Genomic DNA, 21049 nt, shown 5'->3' on the forward strand with positions numbered 1-21049 from the left:
TTCTTCTGCCAGGCTCGGGCGGCTCGGCCAGCTCGGCCCGCCCGGTTGATTCGGCTGATTCGGTTCAGGAGGCCGGGTTGGCCACCCTGATCGTCAGGTCGTCGCCCGAGTCGCCGGTGACGGTGACCTTCACGCCGTGGCCCGCGACCTTCACGCTGGCCTGGGCGGCCGTCGGGTCGTAGTAGGCGTTGGGGTCGGTGTCGTCGAAGACCGGGATGCCGGGCCCGGACGGGGCGCAGGCCGCCTTCGTCACGACCGTCTGGTTGCCGCCCTTGCCCGACAGGACCTCCTTGTGGAGGCAGGTCGCGTCGGTCGGCTCCAGGCCGAAGGTGGCGTCGAAGGGCTGGCGGCGGTTGCTGGGCGCGGTGCCGTCGTCGTAGCGGAACGGCGTCGGGCGGGCGTCGACCGCCATCGCCGAGCCGCCGCCCGGGTGGGCGCTGACGTTGTTGTCGTCGTAGGAGCGGTCCACGTACCAGACCAGCATGCCGTTCTGGAAGCGGAAGTACTCCACCCAGTCCGGGGCGGTGATGCCCTTGCTGAACTGGTACGGGCCCTCCGCGAGGAGCGCGTCGGCGCCGACGTACTCGCGGTTCTCCACCAGGTAGTAGCGCGGGTAGGTGGCCGAGACGGTGCCGGTGGAGATGGTCCAGCGGCCCTGTGCGGTCCAGCCGTTCACGCCCTGCTCGACGTCGTCGGCGAGCAGCGCGGTGCCGCCGGAGCCGATGGCGAGGTCGTCGAGGAAGGCGCCGGCGAAGTGCACGCCGCCGTCGGACTGGTAGCGGAAGCGGAAGAGCGAGGGCTTGCCCTGGGCGTCGTACGCGTACCGCAGGGTGGTCCACTTGCCGGCGGAGGAGCCCGAGACGGTCTGGCCGGTGCGCTGCCAGGTGGCGCCGTTGTCCAGGGAGTACTCGGCGAAGAGGTAGTCGAAGTCGGCCTCGATCTCGTACCAGGCGCTCGCCTTGACCGTGATCCGCGAGGCCGCGGGCACGGAGCGGGTGAGGGACTGGTTGAGGGAGTCGGCCGAGCCGGTCCACCAGGCGTGGCTGCCGGAGACGGGCGTGGTGTACGTGGTGCTCGTCGTCTTGTCCGGGAGGGCCACGCGGACGGCCTGCTCCTTGCCGGTGACCTGCAGGGCGGCCGGGCTCAGGGTGTACGAGCCGGTGGCGCCGAGCGGTGCGTCGGCGTAGTCGAGCCAGCCGAGGAAGAGCTTCTCCTCCGCGCCCATCAGGCCCGGGTGGGTGCCGATGCCCTCGTTGGCGGCGGCGCCGTGGCCGAGCCAGGAGCCGGAGCTCATCAGGGTCCAGAAGGCGGTGGAGTTCTCGCCGCCCTCGGTGTCGTAGTAGTCCGGGAGGCCGAGGTCGTGGCCGAACTCGTGGCAGAAGACGCCGAGTCCGCCGTTCTCGCCCTCGGTGGTGTAGTCGCCGAGCCAGTACCTGGACTGCCCGATGCGGGCACCGCCCTGCTTGTTGGCGGTGCCGGAGACGTCGGGGCCGGTGAGGCCGTAGTCGTCGCCGTTGACGTACCAGCGGTGCGACCAGATGGCGTCCTCGCCCTGGGCGCCGCCGCCGGCGTCCTCGCCCATGCCGGCGTGGACGGCCTGGAAGTGGTCGATGTACCCGTCGGGCTCGTCGAAGTCGCCGTCGTGGTCGTAGTCGTTGCGGTCCCAGACGTCGAACTGCGCGAGGTACGCGTCGATCTCGGCCGGGGCCTTGCCCGCAGCGAGCTGGGCGTTCCACCACGCGTCGCCGGTGTCCTGGATGAAGGCCCAGGAGCCGCCGGTGTCCTCGACGGAGTTGTCGCCGTAGGTGGAGGCGTTGCCGGGCACCTTGACCCAGTCCTCGACGGTGTTGGAGACGGAGTAGAGCCCGCTGGACAGCTTCTCGTAGTACGTCTTCATCGACTCGCCGGAGCCGTTGAACTTCGTCTCGTAGTACGCCTTCGAGAAGTCCGGGGTCCAGGCGTTGGAGTTGTCGACGCTGCGGTCCGGCCGCGGGATCCGGTTGTGCAGCGGCCCGGGGACGGTGCCGAGCTTTCCGGAGCTCTGGTCGCCGAACTCGGAGAGGATCGTGAAGATCTTCTCCTGGCGCACGGCGGTCGTGGTCGTGGTCTCGGCGAACTTGCCGGGTGCGACCTGGACGACGCCCTTGGCGTTCGGCTTGGCCTTGCCCTTGGCGACCAGGTCGACGGCCTGCTTCCGCAGCTCGGTGCGCTGCTTGGTGAGCGGGCCGGGCCGGTTGTCCGGCCGGTGCGCGGTGGTGCTGCCGGGGCTGGTGTCCCGGGCCTCCTGGGCCGCGGCGGGGGTGAGTCCCGCGGCGAGGAGCGCGGTGAGCGCCGACCCGAGGGTCATGCTCACGACAAGTCTCTTCTTCAAGGTTGCGCGATCCCTTCGCTTGCATGCGTGTGCCGCATGGTTCGCGTGGTTCCGTATGGGGCTTACGGATCGCCTGGGGGAACGATCGCGCCGAGTCTGACACGAAAGGCGCGTGCGGGAGGAGGGGTTGGGGCCCGCGGGTTCACGGCTCGTGAGGAAGCAGGACGCCGACGGCCGGCTCCGCGCTCGTCCGGCCGCCGCATCCGCCCCTCAGGACCGGCGCAAGGCCTCCCACTGCGCCAGGAACCACTCCCGCGGCGGCAGCGCCGTGGCCGCCGTGGCGAGGCGCTTGGTGCGTTCCGCGCGTTCCGGGTGGGGCATCGAGAGGGCCGTGTGGAGGGCCTCCGCCGTGGCCGTCACGTCGTACGGGTTGACCGTCAGGGCGTCCTCGTGGAGCTCCTCGTACGCGCCCGCCTCCCGGGACAGGACCAGGGCGCAGCCCGCGTCGGAGACGACCGGGATCTCCTTGGCCACCAGGTTCATGCCGTCGCGGACCGGGTTGACCAGGGCCACGTCGGCGAGGCGGTAGGCGGCGAGGGAGCGGGTGAAGTCGTCCTCGACGGAGAGCAGTACGGGCTGCCAGTCGGGGGTGCCGAACTCCGTGTTGATCTCCTCCGCCAGCTCGCGCACCGAGGCGGTGTACGTGCGGTACACCTCCAGGTCCTGGCGGGAGGGGTAGGCGGAGGCGAGGTGGACGACCTGGCCGCGCCACTCGGGGTGGGCGGTGAGGAGCTCGCGGTAGGCGAGCAGGCCGCGGGGGATGTTCTTGGAGAGTTCCGTGCGGTCGACGCGGACGATGGTCCTGCGGCCTTCGCCCACCTCGGCGCGCAGGGCCGCCAGCCGCTCGTCCACCTGGGGGCGGTGGGCGAGGGCGCGCAGGTCGTCCGCGTCGACGCCCAGCGGGTAGGTGGCGGTGCGGGTGGTGTCGGGGACGAGGGGGTCGGCGAGGAAGGCCGTCGCCCAGGCGGTCGTGTGGAAGCCCAGCTCGTCCGCGCCGAGCATGCCCGCAATCAGCTCGCGGTGGATGTCCTCCGGCAGCATCCGCAGGTACTCCGGCGACGCCCACGGCGTGTGCGTGAAGTGCGCGATCCGCAGGTCGGGGCGCAGGGCGCGGAGCTGCCCCGGGACGAGGGCCAGCTGGTAGTCCTGCACCAGGACCGCCGCCCCCTGGTCCGCGGCCTCCGCGAGGGCCCCGGCGAAGGCCTGGTTGTAGGCGCGGTACGCCTGCCAGCGGCGGCGGAAGGCCGCGTCGAAGACGGGCTCGCGCGGGATGTCGTAGAGGTGGTGGTGGAGGAACCAGAGCACCGAGTTCGCGATGCCGTTGTACGCGTCCGCGTACACCTCCGGGTCGATGTCGAGCATGCGCACGCCCGGCTCGGCGACCCCCCGGCGGACCGCCTCGCGGTCGCCGGCGCCGAGCGCGGCGCACACCCACAGACCACCCTCCGACGAGACGGCGCTCAGGCCCGAGACGAGCCCGCCGCCGCCCCGCCGGGTGTCCAGCGCCCCGTCGTCCCGCACGGTGTACGAGACCGGGCCACGGTTCGATGCGACGAGGACGGAAGCCATGTGGCGAACCTAGCCCGTCACGTAAACGCTCAAACGTACGGATACGAGACAGCGGCGTTCGGCCACGCTCAGTGGTCGCGACGGCCCCGGACGGCCGCCCTGGCCACCAGCCCCGTCGCCGCGAGCGCCACGCCCAGCGCGCCCAGCAGCCACATCCGCTCCCCGTTCGCGCCGGTCTGCGCCAGCACACCGCCCCGCGGACCGGGGCACGGGGCCGGAGGGGCCGACAGGGTCGGGCTCGGGCTCGGGGGAGCGATGGCCGGGGATTCCGTGCACGACGGGCCCCCGGGCCGGGGGCCGCTCGGGTCCTCGCCGGCGCCGATCCCGAAGTCCCCGGAGAGCGACTCGACGTAGCGCCGGCCGAAGGGTTCGACGCCATCGGCGGCGGCCGGGGCGGCTCCCCCGAGGGAGAGCGACCCGGCCACCAGGCCGAGGGACGCCAGCAGGATCCCCGTTCCCGTGGTGAACCGCATGAACATGAAACGGAAATCTATGCAGAAATGAGCATTATCCGGTGCTACGCCACGCGGCGGTGCGCGTACTCCGCGATCTCCGCCATCGGCGGACGCTCCTCCGTGTCCACGTCGTACGTCCGCGGCTCGAAGCCCTCCGCGCCCCGCTCGAACTGGGTCAGCCGGGGCCGTACGAGGTGCCCGCGCGACAGGCGCAACTGCGCCGTCCGGTAGATCGCGGCCGCCATCCGGCCCAGCGCCCGCCCGTCCTGGTGCCGGTGCTTGCGCACCCCCACGTCGACCTGCGCCAGCGCGTCCAGGCCCACCGTGTGCAGGGCGTCGACCAGGAGGCCCAGCTCCACTCCGTAACCGACCGGGAAGGGCAGGCGTTCCAGCAGCGAGCGCCGGGCCGCGTACTCGCCGCCCAGCGGCTGGACGAAGCCGGCCAGCTGCGGCCAGTGCAGATTGAGCAGCGGGCGCGCCACCAGCTCCGTCACCCGGCCGCCCTGACCAGGGGTGTCGCCGAGCGGGCGGTCGTACATCGCCTTCACGAAGTCGACCTCGGGCTCGGTGAGCAGGGGGCCCACGATCCCCGAGACGAAGTCCGCGGAGAAGTCCCTGAGGTCCGCGTCGACGAAGCAGACCACGTCCCCGGTCGTCACCATCAGTGACCGCCACAGGACCTCGCCCTTGCCCGGCACCGCCGGTATCCGCGGCAGGATCTCGTCGCGCGCCACCACCCGCGCGCCGGCCGCCGCCGCCACCTCGGCCGTACGGTCGGTGGAGCCCGAGTCGATGACCACCAGCTCGTCCACCAGCGGCACCGCCTCGGTCATCAGCTCGCGGCGGATCACGGAGACGATCGCGCCGACCGTGGCCTCCTCGTTGAGCGCGGGCAGCACCACGCTCACCCGCGTCCCCCGCTTGGCGGCGAGGATGCGCTCCAGCGGGCGGTCGGCGACGGACCAGGACCGCCGGGCCAGCCAGCGCTCCACCTCTTCCAGCAACGTGATCTCCATCTCGCGGATCGGACGAGCATCTCCACCTTCGGAGCCTTCGGTTACAGTCTTGAACAACGCGGATGCCCGATGCATGTCGGGGTGCCGCCCGCGTCTCACAATCGAATACCGCTCATCCAGAGGGGCAGAGGGAAACGGCCCGTTGAAGCCCCGGCAACCCTCCAGTCGGCTACTCGTCCTCCAGCGAGGCCACCGGCTAGGGAAGGTGCCAAATCCGTCTCATGGCGAAGATTTCGTCATGGGAAAGATGAGGAGAAAGGGCCTCGCCTCCATGGCTGTACAGACCGTCGCACCCGGAACCACCGTCGACCTCGGTCCCGCTTCCGGACTCTCCTGTCGCGAATGCGGCGAATCCTTCCCGCTCGGCCCGATCTTCGCCTGCGAGCTGTGTTTCGGCCCGCTCGAAGTCGCGTACGACCTGCCCACCGGCGACCCCGAGGCGCTGCGCAAGCAGATCGAGGCCGGCCCCGCCAACATCTGGCGCTACGCCCCGCTGCTGCCCGTCCCGGCCGACGTCGCCGAGAAGCCGAACCTGAACCCCGGCTGGACCAAGCTCGTCCAGGCCGACAACCTCGCCCGCGAGATCGGCGTCGAGCCCGGCAAGCTGTACGTCAAGGACGACTCCGGCAACCCCACCCACTCCTTCAAGGACCGGGTCGTCGCCCAGGCCATCGAGGCCGCCCGCGCCTTCGGCTTCACCACCCTGTCCTGCTCCTCCACCGGCAACCTGGCCGGCGCCGTCGGCGCCGCCGCCGCCCGTGCCGGCTTCCGCTCCTGCGTGTTCATCCCGCACGACCTGGAGCAGGGCAAGGTCGTCATGGCCGGTGTCTACGGTGGCGACCTCGTCGCCATCGAGGGCAACTACGACGACGTCAACCGCTTCTGCTCGGAGCTCATCGGCGACCCGCTCGGCGAGGGCTGGGGCTTCGTCAACGTCAACCTCCGCCCGTACTACGGCGAGGGCTCGAAGACGCTGGCGTACGAGATCTGCGAGCAGCTCGGCTGGGTCATCCCGGACCAGCTGGTCATCCCGATCGCCTCCGGCTCCCAGCTCACCAAGATCGACAAGGGTCTGCAGGAGCTCATCAAGCTGGGCCTGGTCGAGGACAAGCCGTACAAGATCTTCGGCGCCCAGGCCGAGGGCTGCTCCCCGGTGTCGGTGGCCTTCAAGGCCGGCCACGACGTGGTGCGCCCGCAGAAGCCGAACACGATCGCCAAGTCGCTCGCCATCGGCAACCCGGCGGACGGGCCGTACGTCCTCGACATCGCCCGGCGCACCGGCGGCGCGGTGGAGGACGTGAACGACGAGCAGGTCGTCGACGCCATCAAGCTGCTCGCGCAGACCGAGGGCATCTTCGCGGAGACCGCGGGCGGCGTGACCGTCGGTGTCACGCGCAAGCTCGTCGAGAACGGTCTGCTCGACCCGACGCTGACGACGGTGGTCCTCAACACCGGCGACGGCCTCAAGACCCTGGACGCCGTGGCCGACAGCTCGCAGGCGACCGCCACCATCCGCCCGAGCCTGGACGCGTTCCGCGACGCGGGCCTGGCCCACTGAGAGGTTACGAAGACATGGCCGTGAACGTCCGCATCCCCACCATCCTCCGCACCTACACCGGCGGCCAGGCCGAGGTGAAGGCGGAGGGGGCGACCCTCGCCGAGGTCATCGCCGACCTGGAGAAGAACCACGCCGGCATCGCCGCCCGGGTCCTGGACGACCAGGGCAAGCTGCGCCGCTTCGTCAACGTGTACGTCAACGACGACGACGTGCGCTTCGAGCAGGGCCTGGAGACCGCGACGCCGGAGGGCGCGGGCGTCTCCATCATTCCGGCCGTGGCCGGCGGCTGCTGATCCCGTACTCCGCCCCTCGCGTACCCACCGGTACCCGCACGCCCTGAATTGCCCCTTCCGCGAGAGAAAGCGGAGGGGGCAATTCTGCATGGTTGAGCGCGGTAGAGTTGGGGAAGTCCCCTCCGCTGCTCATGCCGGCCGCATATGAGAATGCGCCTGTCCGCGACAAGAAGCAGCCAAAGTGCCCGTGCCTTGTGTACCTTCTGCGCGCTTTGCCCGGCCCGACTTGACCCGGAATTCAATGGATTCTCCCTAATTCCCCTTTCCGTGCTGCCCAGAATTCTCGTCCGATTGACCTGTTGCAGAGGGCAGTTGGGCAGATACATTCAGCCGCGGTCGACGCGTTCCGGCGCAGGGTCTGACCCGGGTCCGCGAAGTGCGGGCCCGCGCAAGGGCCAGTAATAGGGGAGTTAGGCATGGCTCAGGGCACCGTCAAGTGGTTCAACGCGGAGAAGGGCTACGGCTTCATCGCGGTCGACGGTGGTGCGGATGTTTTCGTCCACTACAGCGCGATCCAGATGGACGGATACCGCACCCTTGAAGAGGGGCAGCGGGTCGAGTTCGAGATCTCGCAGGGCCAGAAGGGTCCGCAGGCGGACATGGTCAAGCTCGCCGTCTGAGCGCGGCGCGATCGGCCAACGACGCACTTCCGTCGAGGGGCCCGCATCCGGACCGGATGCGGGCCCCTCGCCATGCGCCGGGCATGTGCGCCCGGCACGCGCCCGTACGCGCCCGGCACACGCCCGGCCCGTGCTTGGTGCGAGCCCGGCCCGCGCCCGGCCCGCGCCTTGGCGCGCGCCCGGCCCGCGCGCCCGGCGCGAGCCCCCAGGGGTGACCGATCCTCGGTAGTCGCTTGCACTCGCATGGGGCGAGTGCTAATCATTGGCGTTAGCACTCTGAAGGTGAGAGTGCTTACGAGGATCGGGCAGACGAGGTCCGCGGCCAAGTGGGGCAAGGAACCACGAGGCCCGGGGGCCGTCCGTCGCGGGCGTCGGCGCGGTCCAGGAGCGTTATCCACCCCATGTCCGGGAGGACCACTTCACATGGCCAAGATCATCGCGTTCGACGAGGAGGCCCGGCGCGGTCTCGAGCGCGGCATGAACCAGCTCGCTGACGCCGTCAAGGTCACCCTCGGCCCGAAGGGCCGCAACGTCGTCCTCGAGAAGAAGTGGGGCGCCCCCACGATCACCAACGATGGTGTCTCCATCGCCAAGGAGATCGAGCTCGAGGACCCGTACGAGAAGATCGGCGCCGAGCTGGTCAAGGAAGTCGCCAAGAAGACGGACGACGTCGCCGGCGACGGTACGACCACCGCCACCGTCCTCGCCCAGGCGCTCGTCCGCGAGGGCCTGCGCAACGTGGCCGCCGGTGCCAACCCGATGGCTCTGAAGCGCGGCATCGAGAAGGCCGTCGAGGCCGTCTCGGGCGCCCTGCTCGAGCAGGCGAAGGACGTCGAGACCAAGGAGCAGATCGCTTCCACGGCCTCCATCTCCGCCGCCGACACCCAGATCGGCGAGCTCATCGCCGAGGCCATGGACAAGGTCGGCAAGGAAGGCGTCATCACCGTCGAGGAGTCGCAGACCTTCGGGCTCGAGCTCGAGCTCACCGAGGGCATGCGCTTCGACAAGGGCTACATCTCGGCGTACTTCGCGACCGACATGGAGCGCATGGAGGCGTCCCTGGATGACCCGTACATCCTGATCGTCAACTCCAAGATCTCCTCCGTGAAGGACCTGCTCCCGCTCCTGGAGAAGGTCATGCAGTCGGGCAAGCCGCTGCTGATCATCGCCGAGGACGTCGAGGGCGAGGCCCTGTCGACGCTGGTCGTCAACAAGATCCGCGGCACCTTCAAGTCCGTCGCCGTCAAGGCCCCGGGCTTCGGCGACCGCCGCAAGGCCATGCTGAACGACATCGCCATCCTCACCGGCGGCACGGTCATCTCCGAGGAGGTCGGCCTCAAGCTGGAGAACGCGGGCCTCGACCTGCTCGGCCGCGCCCGCAAGGTCGTCATCACCAAGGACGAGACCACCATCGTCGACGGTGCCGGTGACAGCGAGCAGGTCGCCGGTCGCGTGAACCAGATCCGCGCCGAGATCGAGAACTCCGACTCGGACTACGACCGCGAGAAGCTCCAGGAGCGCCTGGCGAAGCTCGCCGGTGGCGTCGCCGTCATCAAGGCCGGTGCCGCGACCGAGGTCGAGCTCAAGGAGCGCAAGCACCGCATCGAGGACGCCGTGCGCAACGCCAAGGCGGCCGTCGAGGAGGGCATCGTCGCCGGTGGCGGCGTGGCCCTGCTGCAGGCCTCCGCGGTCTTCGAGAAGCTGGAGCTGGAGGGCGACGAGGCCACCGGTGCCAACGCCGTCAAGCTGGCCCTGGAGGCCCCGCTGAAGCAGATCGCCGTCAACGGTGGTCTCGAGGGCGGCGTCGTCGTGGAGAAGGTGCGCAACCTCCCCGTCGGCCACGGCCTGAACGCCGCGTCCGGTGAGTACGTCGACATGATCGCCGAGGGCATCATCGACCCGGCGAAGGTCACCCGCTCCGCGCTGCAGAACGCGGCGTCCATCGCGGCCCTGTTCCTCACCACCGAGGCCGTCATCGCCGACAAGCCGGAGAAGGCGGCCGCGCCGGCCGGCGGCGGCATGCCGGGCGGTGACATGGACTTCTGAGCCTGACGGCTCGGACCCGGTCCTGACGAAGGGCGGCACCCCCCGACGGGGGGTGCCGCCCTTCGGCGTGGGGAGGATCAGCGCACGTCGATGTAGTCGGCCACCGCCGCGGGGGCGTTGAAGTGGGAGGCGTCACCGCTGTGCCGGACGACGTACCAGCCGTCCACAGTGGCCTTCGTCTTGAACGTCGACACACCGTTGGCGGCGGTACGGCCGGTCGCCAGCTGCTTCCAGGCCGACTGGCCGCGGGCCTGGAACCACAGGCTCACCGGAGCGTTCCCGTACGCCTTCCAGACACCGCCGATCTGCTGCTGCACGCCGGCGGTCACGGTCACGACGGCGCCCTTGCGCACCGGCTCCGGCGCCGCGTTCACCGACACCACTCGGGTGGGCGTGCGCACCATGCGGAAGACGACGCTGCCCGACTCGGTGAACACGTCGCTGAGCGGGTGCCGGACCCGGAAGTAGCCGCCCTGGCTCCTGCCGTTGAGGTTGAAGGAGACGGGGAAGTCGCTGCCGTCGGCGTAGGAGGTGGCGAGGACGCGCCAGCCCGTGCGGCCGTCGGCCGAGTTCTCCAGGAGCAGCTTCTCCGAGGCGTACCCGTAGAACTGCTCCGGGTTGTACCAGGGACGGAAGGTGCCGGTGACGGTGACCTTGCCGTCCGCGGCGAGCAGGCCGCGGGAGACGAGGACGCGGCTCTCCTGCGGCATCGCCAGCCGGGCGCCGACGGACGGGAAGGACAGGAACGGGTCGACGGAGGAGACCACCCAGCTGTCCAGCCGCGTACCAGGGGCGGACGGCAGCTGCGCCGTGAAGCGCCCGTCGGCGTCGGTCGATACCGTCTGCCACACCGGGGAGCCCGTGTAACCGCCGGCGGCGAGGCCCACCCGGACCTCCTGCTCGGCGAGCGGCGCGTCGGCGTTCTTCGGGTCGGTCATCCGGCCGGTGATCGTGACCTTCTCACCGGGCAGCAGCCGGGTCTTGTCGGCGCCGGCGGTCACCGTGACGCTGCGGGAATGCCAGGTGCTGATCTGCCGGGTGGAGCCGTACGAGCCGTGCACCTGCTCGCTGTTCTCCGCGTACGAGACGCGGAACTCGTCGCCGATCCCCACCTCGCCGTACGGCTCGCCGATGAACTCGCCCTTCTCGTCCGTGGTCGCCTGCGCCACCCCCGTGTCGGGGGTCAGCCGCTGCACGGAGATGCCGCGGCCGGGGATCGGGACGAGGTCGCCGGAGCCGGGCTGGACGCCGAGGAGCCTGCCCGAGGGGCGGGTGCTGCGGTCGTCCCAGCTCGGAGCGGAGAAGCCGATGTCGAGCTGCGGCTTCAGGGTGAAGTCGAGCGTGCCGGCGTCGGTGCGGGTGAGGGTGTTGCCGAGGGAGTCGGTCGCCGTGATGTCGATGGCGTACTTGCCGAGCTCCGGGATGGTGCCGCCGTCCTCGGTGAGCTTGAGGGTGGTGGCGGCCGGCAGGGAGAAGTAGTTCCTGTTCCAGGAGGCCTGGGTCAGGGCCGGGATCTCGGCGACGACGGCGTCACCCTTGCGGATCTTCGCCGAGACGGCGGTGACGGTGGCCCCGGCGGCGTCCGTCCAGGCGTCCACGTGGAAGGCGCCGCGCTGGTACTCCTCGGTGACGGCGCGGCCGATGCCGACGGTGGCCGGCGCCGGGGGCGTCGGCTCCTCCGCGATGGCGGGGGCGGTGCCCGCGCCGAGGGCGAGGACGGTCAGCGCGGCGACCGCGGACGCGGTGCGCGAGGAGGGGCGAAGGTCAGAGCGCATCGATGTACTTCCCCTTCGACTCGCTGTAGAAGTAGCCGTTCTGCGACTGCTTCAGCACGAGCCACGAGCCGTCGCCGTAGTTCTTGGCCTTGAAGCTGAACTTGCCGTAGGTGTTGGTGGGGACGTCACGCTTCACCCAGTACCACTGGGAGTCGCCCTTGGGCCTGAAGACGAGCATGACCTTGGCGCCGGCGAGCGGCTTCCAGGTGCTGCCGATCTTCTTCTGCACGGTGCCGGTGACCGTCATGTACGCGTTCGTGCGCGGCCGGGCCGGGCTGATGGCGAAGGCGGAGAAGCGGGTCTCGATGCGGGAGAGCTTGACCGGAGTGGTGTCCCGTGCGGCGTAGCGGTCCGTCTCGCCGTGGTGCAGCCGGTAGGTGGCGCTGACGTAGCCCCAGGTCTTGATGTCGACCTTGCAGTAGCTGAAGCTGTTGTCCCACTGCGTCTTGCCGTACCTGAGGTTCTTCCAGGTGCGGCCGTTGTCGAAGGACACCTGGAGGTACATCACCTCGTCCTCGCAGCTGCCCCCGTTGACGCGGGCGGTGGCGCGGACCTCGCCGAACTCGTCCAGGGTGGTGCGGACGCCGCTGTACCAGATCGGCTGGGGGACGGCGATCTCGCCCTGGTCGAAGGCGATGGTCTGGAAGTACACCGAGGGCCGCAGGAAGGTGTACACCTGCGCGGCGTACGTGGCCCGGGCGCCGTACGAGAAGGTGCCGTTGTCGGCGGCCGTCCCGCTGCCCATCACGTTGGTGCCCGGGTCGGTGCGGTCGTAGTAATCGGGCTCGGAGGTCCTCGACACGACGGGGGCGCCCGCGAACGGCTGCCAGCCGTCCTGGGTGAGCCGCTCCACGCGGCCGGACACGGTGACGTCGGTGCCCTTGGCGACCCGGTGCTTGTTCAGATTCGCGCTGATGCGGTACGGGAAGGTCTCGACGCCCACCTTCGGCACCTGGTACCCGGCATTCGGGTCGGTGTCGCCGGCGGGCTCGACGACCGTGGCGCTGCCGCCGCGGATCTCCGCGTTCGGGGTGAACGGCAGCGAGAAGCCGCCGTCGGCGCCGGTGACGGCGGTCGCGTCGACGGTGCGCGAGTTGCCGCCGATGATGTTGGTCAGGCTGAGCGAGACCTTGACCTTGGTGCCCTCACGGGCCGCCGTTCGGGCCCCGGTGGACGGGTCCCAGGTGGTCGCCGTACCGGACAGGACGACCTTCCGGTTCTCGTAGCTGGTGGTCGTACGGTCGAAGGACAGCTTGCTGACACCGGTGTGCAGCTTGTGGCTGTAGGTGCCGCCGGTCCACTTCTGTACGGTGCCGGAGGGCAGCCGGTACTCGACGACGACCGGGTAGTCGCCCAGCGGTGTGCCCTCGGGCAGTTTCAGGGCCTCCGGCGTGGCCCAGCCCCAGATCCGGTCGGTGGCCTCGTCGGCGGGCTGCCAGCTGAGGTCGTCGGTCGAGGCGAGCACAGCGGCGTCCGGGGCGCTGGAGGCGAGGACGCTGACCTTCACCCACACCGCCTCGGACGTCAGGTCGACGACGATCCGACCGTCGTCCGAGGTGGTGGTACGCGTGACGCCGGCCGCGTGGGCGGCGGGCGCGGTCACCATGGCCGGCAGGGTCAGGCCTGCCGACAGCGCGAAAACGGTGGCCGCACGCACGAGGGCATGCGGACGTGTGCGCGTACTGCGCATGAAAAGGACCCCCCACAGGTCAGAAGAGCGGCACCGCGAGGTCTGCGCGGGCCGCGTGGTACGCACGATATCGCTTGTGGATTGAACGTGTTCACTGGATTGCCGGGCGGCAGGAGTCGTGCGGGCCACGCGCGGAGGGGTGATGCTGGTGGAAGGGCTCCTCACGGCGGGAGAACGTCATGATCACGCTGCTGACCACCCCCGCGGACCGCGAGCTGGTCATCACCCGCACCTTCGACGCGCCCGTACGGCGGGTGTGGGAGGCCTGGACCAGACCCGAGCACGTCCGCGCCTGGTACGGCATCTCGGGCCTGACCATGTCCGTCTGCGAGATCGACCTGCGCCCGGGCGGCGCCTGGCGCTGGGGCCAGCGGGCCCCCGACGGGCAGGAGATCGTCTTCTCGGGCAGCTACGAGGAGATCGTCCCGGCCGAGCGGCTCGTCTACTCGGAGTTCTTCGAACAGATGCCGGGCCCCGAGCCCGTCCGCGTCGTCCTCTCCTTCGACGCCACCCCCGACGGCGGCACGGCCCTGACCAGCACGTCCTTCTGGCCGACCACCGAAATCCGCGACCAGGCGCTGGCCGCGGGGATGGAGTCGGGCGTGAAGGAGCAGTACGACCGGCTGGCGGCGTACCTGCGCACGATGTGACCGACCACGCCGGGGGTGGACACCTCTAGGGCAGCTCGTGGCGCGACAACGCCTTGGCCATGGGCTCGCCCGTGCGACGGGCGTAGCGGCGCGCTCCTTGACGACGGGGGGAGGGCCGGGACGGCAGTGCTTATCCCGGCGGCGATGGCACTGGGCGTACGGGTCAGGGGGTCAGCCGGCGCACAGGCAGGGGTCGCTCTCCCCACCCAGGCCGATGACGTCACCGTCCCGCAGAGCACCCTCGTAGGCCTGGATCTCGTCGACCTCGCCCTTCAGGTACTCGCCCCATCCGTCGGCGGTCCGGCCGCGGCCGACCATGAGGGCGCCGCTGCTCTTCCAGCCGTTGGGGAGGTGGGTGGTCGCGCCGGCGTTGGTGTAGCCGTCGGCGTACAGCTTGAGCGTGTCGGTCGCGTCGTCGTAGACCACCGCGAGGCGGGTGCCCCATCCATTGCTGCCGGAGGGCATCTCGACCTGGGAGACGACCTTCTCGGGCGCCCCGACCTCGTCCCGCTCGGGCACGATCAGCTGCCACGAGTACGTCGAGGGTTCGTAGCGCAGCTTGAACGCGTCGGTGTGCTCACCGGCCTGCGAGAGCACGGTCATCGGCCGCGTCGCGTCCTCGTCGGCGATCCGCACGAGGACGCCGATGGTGAAGCTGTTCCCGGTGTCGACGACGGGGCCGTCGGTGGCCGCGTAACCGGTGCCGCCGTCCAGGAGCAGGTTGCCCTCGCCGACGAGCGGCGGCCGCTGGTAGGCGCAGTCGGGGTCGATGTCGGGGATGCAGTCGCTGTTCGTGGCCCGGTAGATCGTCGCGCCGGGCGCGAGCTTCAGTGGCGCGCCGCCGTTCTGCTCCGGCGTGGCGCCGTCGGTCTCGGTGCCGAACGACCAGTGGCCGAGGAGCGTCGGCCTGCGGAGTGCCAGCTCGGACACCTCGTTCGGGACCACGAGCCGGTCGTAGACGCGGACATCGCCGATGTCGCCGTTCCAGCGGTGCTTGTAGCCCGTCTTGGAGAGGATCCGGCCGATCTGGAACGCGCCGGTGGTCGCCGTGGGTGTGACCTTCGTCCTGGTGCCGACCTCGTGGCCGTTGACGAACAGCTGGGCGTCGCCCGTCTCGGTGTCGTAGCGGCCGAGGAGGTAGGCCCACTCGCCCGTCTCGGGCGCGCCGCCCTGGATCTTCGCGTCGCCGAGAGTGAAGGACCAGGTGGGGGAACCGGTCTCGGGGGCGTCGAGCCCCAGGGCGTACGCGGCGCCACCGGTCGCGTCCTGGCTGGCCACGGTCATCGGCCGGCCGGTTTCCGCGGGGCGCACCCAGGCGCCGACGGCGAAGGTCCTGCCGGTGTCCACGGCCGGGGCTCCGGTGGTGAGGTAGGCGTGGCTGCTGCCGTCGAGGGCGGCGGTGGCGGTGAGCGGGGTGCCCGAGGGCGCGGGACGGCCAAAGGTCACGCCGCCGCCCGCCTCGGCCGGCTTGCCGGTCTCGGCGGCGGCGGTGGTGGATCCGGCGGTGTCGGCGAGCTTCCACTGGGAGGTGGGCGCGCTCGCCCTGTTCGGGAAGAAGGTGTAATTGGTGGGCGGGCTCATCCGCCCCGAGCGGTCGCGGGCCTGGACGCTGAGGCTCTGGGGGGCGTTGCTCAGGGGAACGAAGCGGATGGTCGCGGGGCCGCCGAGCTCGGCGGGGCGGACAGTGCCGTACGGGCCGCCGCCGAAGCCGTACTGGTACTCCACGACGTCGGGTGACGCGGAGTCCATGGTGAAGCTGCCGTAGATGCCGACACCGCCGACCCACCAGGTCTCCGCGGGATACTCGGGCGAAGTGATCGCCGGAGCGGTCGGGCTTTGGTTGTCGTGGACGAATCGGCAGTCCGCGCCCGGGGCATCGGAGCTCCAGGCGCCGTTCAGAGCGCCGTCGTTGGCGCGGACGCGCCAGGAGACGACGGTGTCGGCCGGGATGTCGGACGGCACGGTGACCCGGTGGATCTGGTCCGGGTACTGGGGACCGGTGGTGAGGGTACGGCGCTGCTCGGCGCCGTCCGCGTCCGTCCACCGGATCTCGAACTCGCCGGTGAGCCGCTCCGGGTAGCCGATCCGGTCGTCCTCGGGCGGGTCGGTCAGCCGGGCGGTGAGGACCGGCGGCTGACCGGTGTAGGTCGGCTCGTCGCCCGTCGCGCACGGTTTGAAGTTGGTCTGAAGATCGGTGACGAGCGGCCGCGTCGGCGGCAGGTTGTCCACCGCGTACGCCGTGCCGGGCGTGGCCATCCCCACGACCGCGGCGAGGCAGCTGCCCAGCAGCGCGGCTCTGGCACCGCTTCTTCTCATGGCTGACACGTCAGTAGTCCCTCCCCTGTGGCGCCCGGGCCTCGTGACGGCTCGGGCGCGAGGAGGCTAACAGGGGGAACCGAAGCGGCCGACCGAGTTTTCGAGGGGCCGGCGGAAGAGGCCGGTCCAGAGGAACGCCTCGCCGAAGTGGGGCGAGTCGGGGGTCTCGTTGCGCATGCGGCGGAGTGCGATCTCTGTCAGGTCGGCGAAGACGGTGCGGAGCGCCTCGGCCGTGTACGCGAGGCCGCCGTGGAGGGAGCGGTCGCGGTAGAAGGCCGGGTCGGGGAGTTCGGAGCCCATGCCGCCGGGGCCCGCGGCGAAGCAGGTGAGGGCGAAGTGGGCGCCGGGGGCGAGGTGGCGGGCGAGGAAGGCGAGGTAGGTGACGCGGCGGTGGGGCGGGAGGTGGTGGAAGCAGCCTGAGTCGTAGATCAGGTCGTATGTGGCCAGGTCCATGGTGAAGGCGTCGCCCTGGAGGAAGCGGATGCCCGGCAGGCCCGCCTCCCCGGCCCGTTCCCGGGCCCACGCGAGCGCGCCCGGCGAGAGGTCCACCGCGTCCACCTCGAAGCCCCGCCCCGCGAGGAACAGCGCGTTGCGGCCGGGGCCGCAGCCGAGGTCGAGGGCGCGGCCGCCGGTGGGGAGGAGGCCGTCGTCGAGGTAGCCGGCGAGGTTCTCGTCGGGCTTCGGGACGAAGAACGGGACCGGGCGGGCGCGGTCGTCGTAGAAGCCCTGCCACTTGGCGGTGTCCTCGGCGAACAGGCCGTCCAGGAGGCGGAGTACGTCGTCGTCGGTACGGGTGGTGCGGTCCAGGCGGTCCAGGCGTGCCGTGCGGTCCATTCAGGTCCCCTTCCGTGTCAGGTGAACGGTAGGGGAGTTGGGACTGAAAGCCCAGGTCAGGTGGTGTGTGGGGGTGGGCTGTACGGGGTCTGGGCGGGGGTTAGGGAGGGGGCCGGGTGGTGGGGGCCGGGGGAGGGGTGGTGGGGGTGCGGCGGGGGCTTGAAGGGGCTCCTCGGGGGGTTTTCGCGGGGGCGCGGAGGAGGTTTCTCGGCGGGTTTCGCGGGGGCGGGGAAGGGGTTTCTCGACGGGGTGTCCGCGGGGGGCGGGGAAGGGGTGTCGGCGGGTGTTCGCGGGGCCTGGGAGGGGGGTGTCGACGGGTGTTCGCGGGGGCGCGGGGAGGGGGTTTCTCGACGGGTTGTCGCGAGGCCTCCGGGGCGCTGGGCGGCCCCCGCCACCACGCCCCGCCGAGCCACCACGCCCCGCCGAGCCTCCACGCCCCTCCGGCCCCTCAGGCCTCCGGCCCCTCAGGCCTCCGGCCCCTCAGGCCTCTGGCCCCTCAGGCCTCCGGCCCCGCCAGCAGCGTCGGGTCCTGGCCCGCTCGTTCCAGGGACGCCGTCACGAAGCCGTTCTTCTTCAGGTCCTCGACCGTCTCGCGGAGGAAGGCGACCGTCTCCGGGGCGCGCGTGACGGTGGTGCCCACGGCCTGGCGGATCTGCATGAAGCGGGTGTCGAGGAGGCGGACCTCCGGGTGGGCCGCCGCGTAGGCCGTCATCGGCTGGCGGATGCCCGCGCCCGCCTCCAGGGACTCCGCGGCGAAGGTGTCGACGCCCTCCTCGCCGCGCACCAGCGTCGCGTGGCGCAGGGTGCGGGTGAGGAACAGGTCGTACGCGGAGCCCGCCTTCACGCCGATGCGGACGCCCGGGGCGTCCACGTCCTCGGGCGTCCGCAGCGGGGAGTCGCGCGGCACCGCGTACACGCCCTCGATCACGACGTACGGCTCCGTGAACGCGACCTCGGCCTCGCGCGCCGGGTCCACGGCGAGGAAGCAGAGGTCGGCGCGACCGGTCGCCATCGCCTCGTACGACTTGCGCGCCGCGTCGAAGCAGAGCAGCTCCACCGGTACGCCGAGGCGCGCGCCGATCTCGCGGGTGAGGTCCACGGTGATGCCGGTGGGGGCGTCCGGGGTGCCCTGGGCGAGGACGGGGTTGCCGAGGTTGATCGAGGCGCGCAGGGTTCCGGTGGGGGCGAGGTCCGCGACGAGGGCGGCGTGGGCGTCGGTCATGCGCGGAGTCTAGACAGCCGTTTCGCCGGCTCTAGGCAGCCGTTTCGCCGGACCGCCCGTGCGCGGTGTCCAGGAGGGCCAGTTCCTCCTCGGTCAGGCGCAGCGCACCCGCCGCCACGTTGGCCGCCAGGTGGCCCGGGTCGCCGGTGCCGGGGATGGCGAGCAGGTGGGGGCCCTGGTGGAGGGTCCAGGCGAGGCGGACCTGGGCGGGGGAGGCGTCGTGGGCGCGGGCCACGGTCAGCAGTTCCTCGGGCTCGGCGGCCGTCGCGCCCGACTCCCGGCCGGCCGCGGCGATCGCGTAGAAGGGGACGAACGCGATGCCCAGCTCGCCGCAGCGGCGTACGAACGGCGCGTACTCCGGGCGCACCCCGATCCCGTACATGTTCTGCACGCAGACCACGGGCGCGATCTCCCGGGCCTCGTCGAGGTGTTCGGGCGTGATGTTGGAGAGGCCGAGGTGGCGGATGAGGCCGGCCTCGCGGAGTTCGGCGAGCGCGCCGAAGCGTTCGGCGATCGAGTCGGTGCCGAGGACCCGGAGGTTGACGACGTCGAGGTGGTCGCGGCCGAGCTGGCGCAGGTTCTCCTCGACCTGGGCACGCAGGGCGCGCGGGGTGCGGGCGTGTTCGGACCAGGCTCCGGAGGCGTCCCGCGCGGGGCCGACCTTGGTGGTGATGACGAGGTCGTCGGGGTAGCGGCCCGAGGGCCCGGCGAGGGCGCTGTTGATGAGCTCGTTGGCGTTGCGCAGCGGCGAGAAGTAGAAAGCGGCGGTGTCTATGTGGTTGACGCCGAGGTCGACTGCCCTGCGCAGTACGGCGACGGCCTGGTCGCGGTCCCGCGGGACGGCGTCCTCGATCAGGGCCTCGCCGGTCTGCGGCAGGCGCATCGCGCCGAAGCCGATCCGGTGGACGGGGAGGTCCCCCAGCTTCCAGGTGCCGGAGGTGGAGGCATGGACGGGGGCGTGGGGGTGCGCGGTGGTGTCCGTGGGCGTCGTCATGGCGGGGATGATCTCCCGGCGGGGCGGTCCGCGCCAGCCGGTTCCCGAACGGACGCCCGCGGGTCGGGGCGGGGGGACAGCCCCACCCCCCACCCGCATGCCTGCCGGATGGGGGTCTGATGGGACATCAACAAGGCTTGCGGCATGACGACTTCGGCAGCCATCGCCCTCACGCTCACCCTCGCCTCCGCCGCGCTCGGCGTCTCCCCGGTGCCCGCGCAGGCCCCCGCCCCCGCCCCCGCCTCTGCTTCCGCTCCCTCCCTGGACTGGCAGAAGTGCGGCCCCGCGGACCTCCACCAGGAGTGCGCCACCCTCGCCGTCCCGCTCGACTACGCCGACCCCGACGGCCGCCGGGTCCCCCTCGCCGTCTCCCGCATCCTCAGCGCCGCCCCGGCCGCCCGGCGCGGCGTGCTGCTCGTGGTGCCCGGCGGGCCCGGCGGCTCGGGAGTGCAGCGGCTGTCCTCGAAGGGCGCGGCTCTGACGAAGGAGCTGGGCGGGGCGTACGACCTGGTGGCGTTCGACCCGCGCGGGGTCGGCGGCAGCGTGAAGGCGGACTGTGGGCTCGCCGACGACGACCGGCGGCTGGTGAACCTGCGCGGCTGGCCGGCGGCCGACGGCTCCATCGGAGAGTCCGTCGCCCGCTCCCGCCGCATCGCGGAGGCCTGCGCCCGCAACGGCGGCGCCGTGCTGCGCAGCCTCACCACGGCCGACCAGGTGCGGGACATGGACCGGCTGCGGGAGGCGCTCGGCGAGGAGAAGCTGTCGGCGTGGGGCGTCTCGTACGGCACGTACGTCACCGCCCGGTACGCGCAGGAGTTCCCGCACCGCACCGACCGCATCGTCCTCGACAGCAGCGCCGACCCGGACCCGCGGACGGTCGCCCAGGGCTGGCTGCGCGGGATGGCGCGGGGCGCCGAGGACCGTTTTCCCGACTTCGCCGCGTGGGCGGCCCACCCGGACCGGGCGAAGGACGGGCTGCGGCTCGCCGAGCGCGCCGAGGACGTGCGGCCCCTCGTCCTCGCTCTGGCCGCCCGGCTGGACCGGGAGCCGAAGCCCTCGACCACGGCCGGCGTGCCGCTGACCGGCAACGTGCTGCGCCAGGCCCTGCAGAACGCCCTGTACGCGGACTCCCAGTTCGAGGGCCTGGCCCGGCTGATCCGGCAGGCGGGCAGCGCCGGCGAGACGCCCGTGCTGCCGCCGGCCCTCGCGGGGCCGATGTCCGGCTCCGACGCGGCCGTCACGGTCGGCGTGATCTGCAACGACGTGAAGTGGCGGGGTTCGATCCCGGCGTACGCGCGCGCCGTCGCCGCCGACCGGGCCGCCCACCCGCTGACGGCGGGCATGCCCGCCAACATCACGCCGTGCTCCTTCTGGAAGGGCGGCCCCGTCGAGAAGCCGACCCGGCTCACCGACGAGGGTCCCTCCGACATCCTCATGATCCAGAGCCTGCGCGACCCCTCCACCCCGCACTCCGCCGGCCTGAAGATGCGCGAGGCCCTGGGCGCCAAGGCCCGCCTGGTCTCCGTCGACCACGGCGGCCACGGCATGTACCTGGGCAACGGCAACGCGTGCGGCGACCGGACGGTCACCCGCTTCCTGCTGACGGGGGAGCGTCCGGCCGCCGATGTGACCTGCTGAGA

Annotated in this window: 16 protein-coding genes and 1 riboswitch; of the genes, 6 read left to right on the top strand and 10 right to left on the bottom strand. The window is 71.6% G+C overall.

The features are described from left to right. Positions 1-64 precede the first annotated feature (64 nt). The 4 genes from ACH414_RS14765 to ACH414_RS14780 form a co-directional block, all read right to left on the bottom strand. A complete protein-coding gene (locus ACH414_RS14765; RefSeq protein WP_398942249.1) occupies positions 65-2347 on the bottom strand; it encodes an immune inhibitor A domain-containing protein in 2283 nt (760 codons plus the stop codon). Positions 2348-2581: 234 nt separating this feature from the next. Beyond that, on the bottom strand, positions 2582-3940 hold the full coding sequence (locus ACH414_RS14770; RefSeq protein WP_382533061.1) for a trehalose-6-phosphate synthase: 1359 nt from the start codon (positions 3938-3940) through the stop codon (positions 2582-2584). Between the two features lie 68 nt (positions 3941-4008). Then, entirely contained in the window at positions 4009-4419 is a 411-nt protein-coding gene (locus ACH414_RS14775) for a hypothetical protein (protein ID WP_382533060.1), read from the bottom strand. Between the two features lie 38 nt (positions 4420-4457). Beyond that, positions 4458-5399 (bottom strand): glucosyl-3-phosphoglycerate synthase, encoded by a 942-nt coding sequence (locus tag ACH414_RS14780; RefSeq protein ID WP_382533352.1) that lies wholly within the window; start codon positions 5397-5399, stop codon positions 4458-4460. Between the two features lie 121 nt (positions 5400-5520). Continuing rightward, a riboswitch (SAM riboswitch) is annotated at positions 5521-5665 on the top strand. Here ACH414_RS14780 and thrC point away from each other — a divergent pair. The 4 genes from thrC to groL all read left to right on the top strand — a co-directional run bounded on the left by thrC (position 5659) and on the right by groL (position 9928). Next, positions 5659-6969, top strand: coding sequence for a threonine synthase (gene thrC, locus ACH414_RS14785; RefSeq protein WP_382533350.1), 1311 nt, complete (start codon positions 5659-5661; stop codon positions 6967-6969). Its footprint overlaps the riboswitch before it by 7 nt. A gap of 14 nt (positions 6970-6983) precedes the next feature. After that, positions 6984-7262, top strand: a complete 279-nt coding sequence (locus ACH414_RS14790) for a MoaD/ThiS family protein (RefSeq protein WP_382533058.1) — start codon at positions 6984-6986, stop codon at positions 7260-7262. A 416-nt stretch (positions 7263-7678) separates the two neighbouring features. Beyond that, a complete protein-coding gene (locus tag ACH414_RS14795) occupies positions 7679-7882 on the top strand; it encodes a cold-shock protein (protein WP_005315736.1) in 204 nt (67 codons plus the stop codon). Positions 7883-8305: 423 nt separating this feature from the next. Next, positions 8306-9928, top strand: a complete 1623-nt coding sequence (gene groL, locus ACH414_RS14800) for a chaperonin GroEL (RefSeq protein WP_382533057.1) — start codon at positions 8306-8308, stop codon at positions 9926-9928. A gap of 77 nt (positions 9929-10005) precedes the next feature. Here the strand turns inward: groL and ACH414_RS14805 are convergent, their stop codons facing one another. Further along, complete coding sequence (locus ACH414_RS14805) at positions 10006-11703, bottom strand: hypothetical protein (protein ID WP_398942015.1); 1698 nt, start codon at positions 11701-11703, stop codon at positions 10006-10008. Then, the gene (locus ACH414_RS14810) at positions 11693-13309 is read right to left on the bottom strand and encodes a hypothetical protein (protein WP_382533053.1); all 1617 of its coding nucleotides are present in this window, start codon (positions 13307-13309) and stop codon (positions 11693-11695) included. The genes ACH414_RS14805 and ACH414_RS14810 overlap by 11 nt, the downstream gene beginning before the upstream one ends. 263 nt (positions 13310-13572) lie before the next feature. On the opposite strand from ACH414_RS14810, the gene ACH414_RS14815 reads away from it, so the two are divergent. After that, complete coding sequence (locus ACH414_RS14815; RefSeq protein WP_382533051.1) at positions 13573-14043, top strand: SRPBCC family protein; 471 nt, start codon at positions 13573-13575, stop codon at positions 14041-14043. A 171-nt stretch (positions 14044-14214) separates the two neighbouring features. Here the strand turns inward: ACH414_RS14815 and ACH414_RS14820 are convergent, their stop codons facing one another. From ACH414_RS14820 to ACH414_RS14835, 4 genes are all read right to left on the bottom strand, one after another. Then, the gene (locus ACH414_RS14820; protein ID WP_398942016.1) at positions 14215-16359 is read right to left on the bottom strand and encodes a LamG domain-containing protein; all 2145 of its coding nucleotides are present in this window, start codon (positions 16357-16359) and stop codon (positions 14215-14217) included. 66 nt (positions 16360-16425) lie between these two features. Further along, complete coding sequence (locus ACH414_RS14825; RefSeq protein WP_398942251.1) at positions 16426-17166, bottom strand: class I SAM-dependent methyltransferase; 741 nt, start codon at positions 17164-17166, stop codon at positions 16426-16428. Between the two features lie 523 nt (positions 17167-17689). Further along, a complete protein-coding gene (locus tag ACH414_RS14830) occupies positions 17690-18415 on the bottom strand; it encodes a transporter substrate-binding domain-containing protein (RefSeq protein ID WP_398942018.1) in 726 nt (241 codons plus the stop codon). A gap of 31 nt (positions 18416-18446) precedes the next feature. Next, positions 18447-19409, bottom strand: a complete 963-nt coding sequence (locus tag ACH414_RS14835; protein ID WP_382533046.1) for an aldo/keto reductase — start codon at positions 19407-19409, stop codon at positions 18447-18449. A 144-nt stretch (positions 19410-19553) separates the two neighbouring features. On the opposite strand from ACH414_RS14835, the gene ACH414_RS14840 reads away from it, so the two are divergent. Next, complete coding sequence (locus ACH414_RS14840) at positions 19554-21047, top strand: alpha/beta fold hydrolase (RefSeq protein ID WP_391769343.1); 1494 nt, start codon at positions 19554-19556, stop codon at positions 21045-21047. Positions 21048-21049 lie beyond the last annotated feature (2 nt).

Source organism: Streptomyces sp. NPDC020422, assembly GCF_044386705.1.
In the GTDB taxonomy this organism is placed as follows: domain Bacteria; phylum Actinomycetota; class Actinomycetes; order Streptomycetales; family Streptomycetaceae; genus Streptomyces.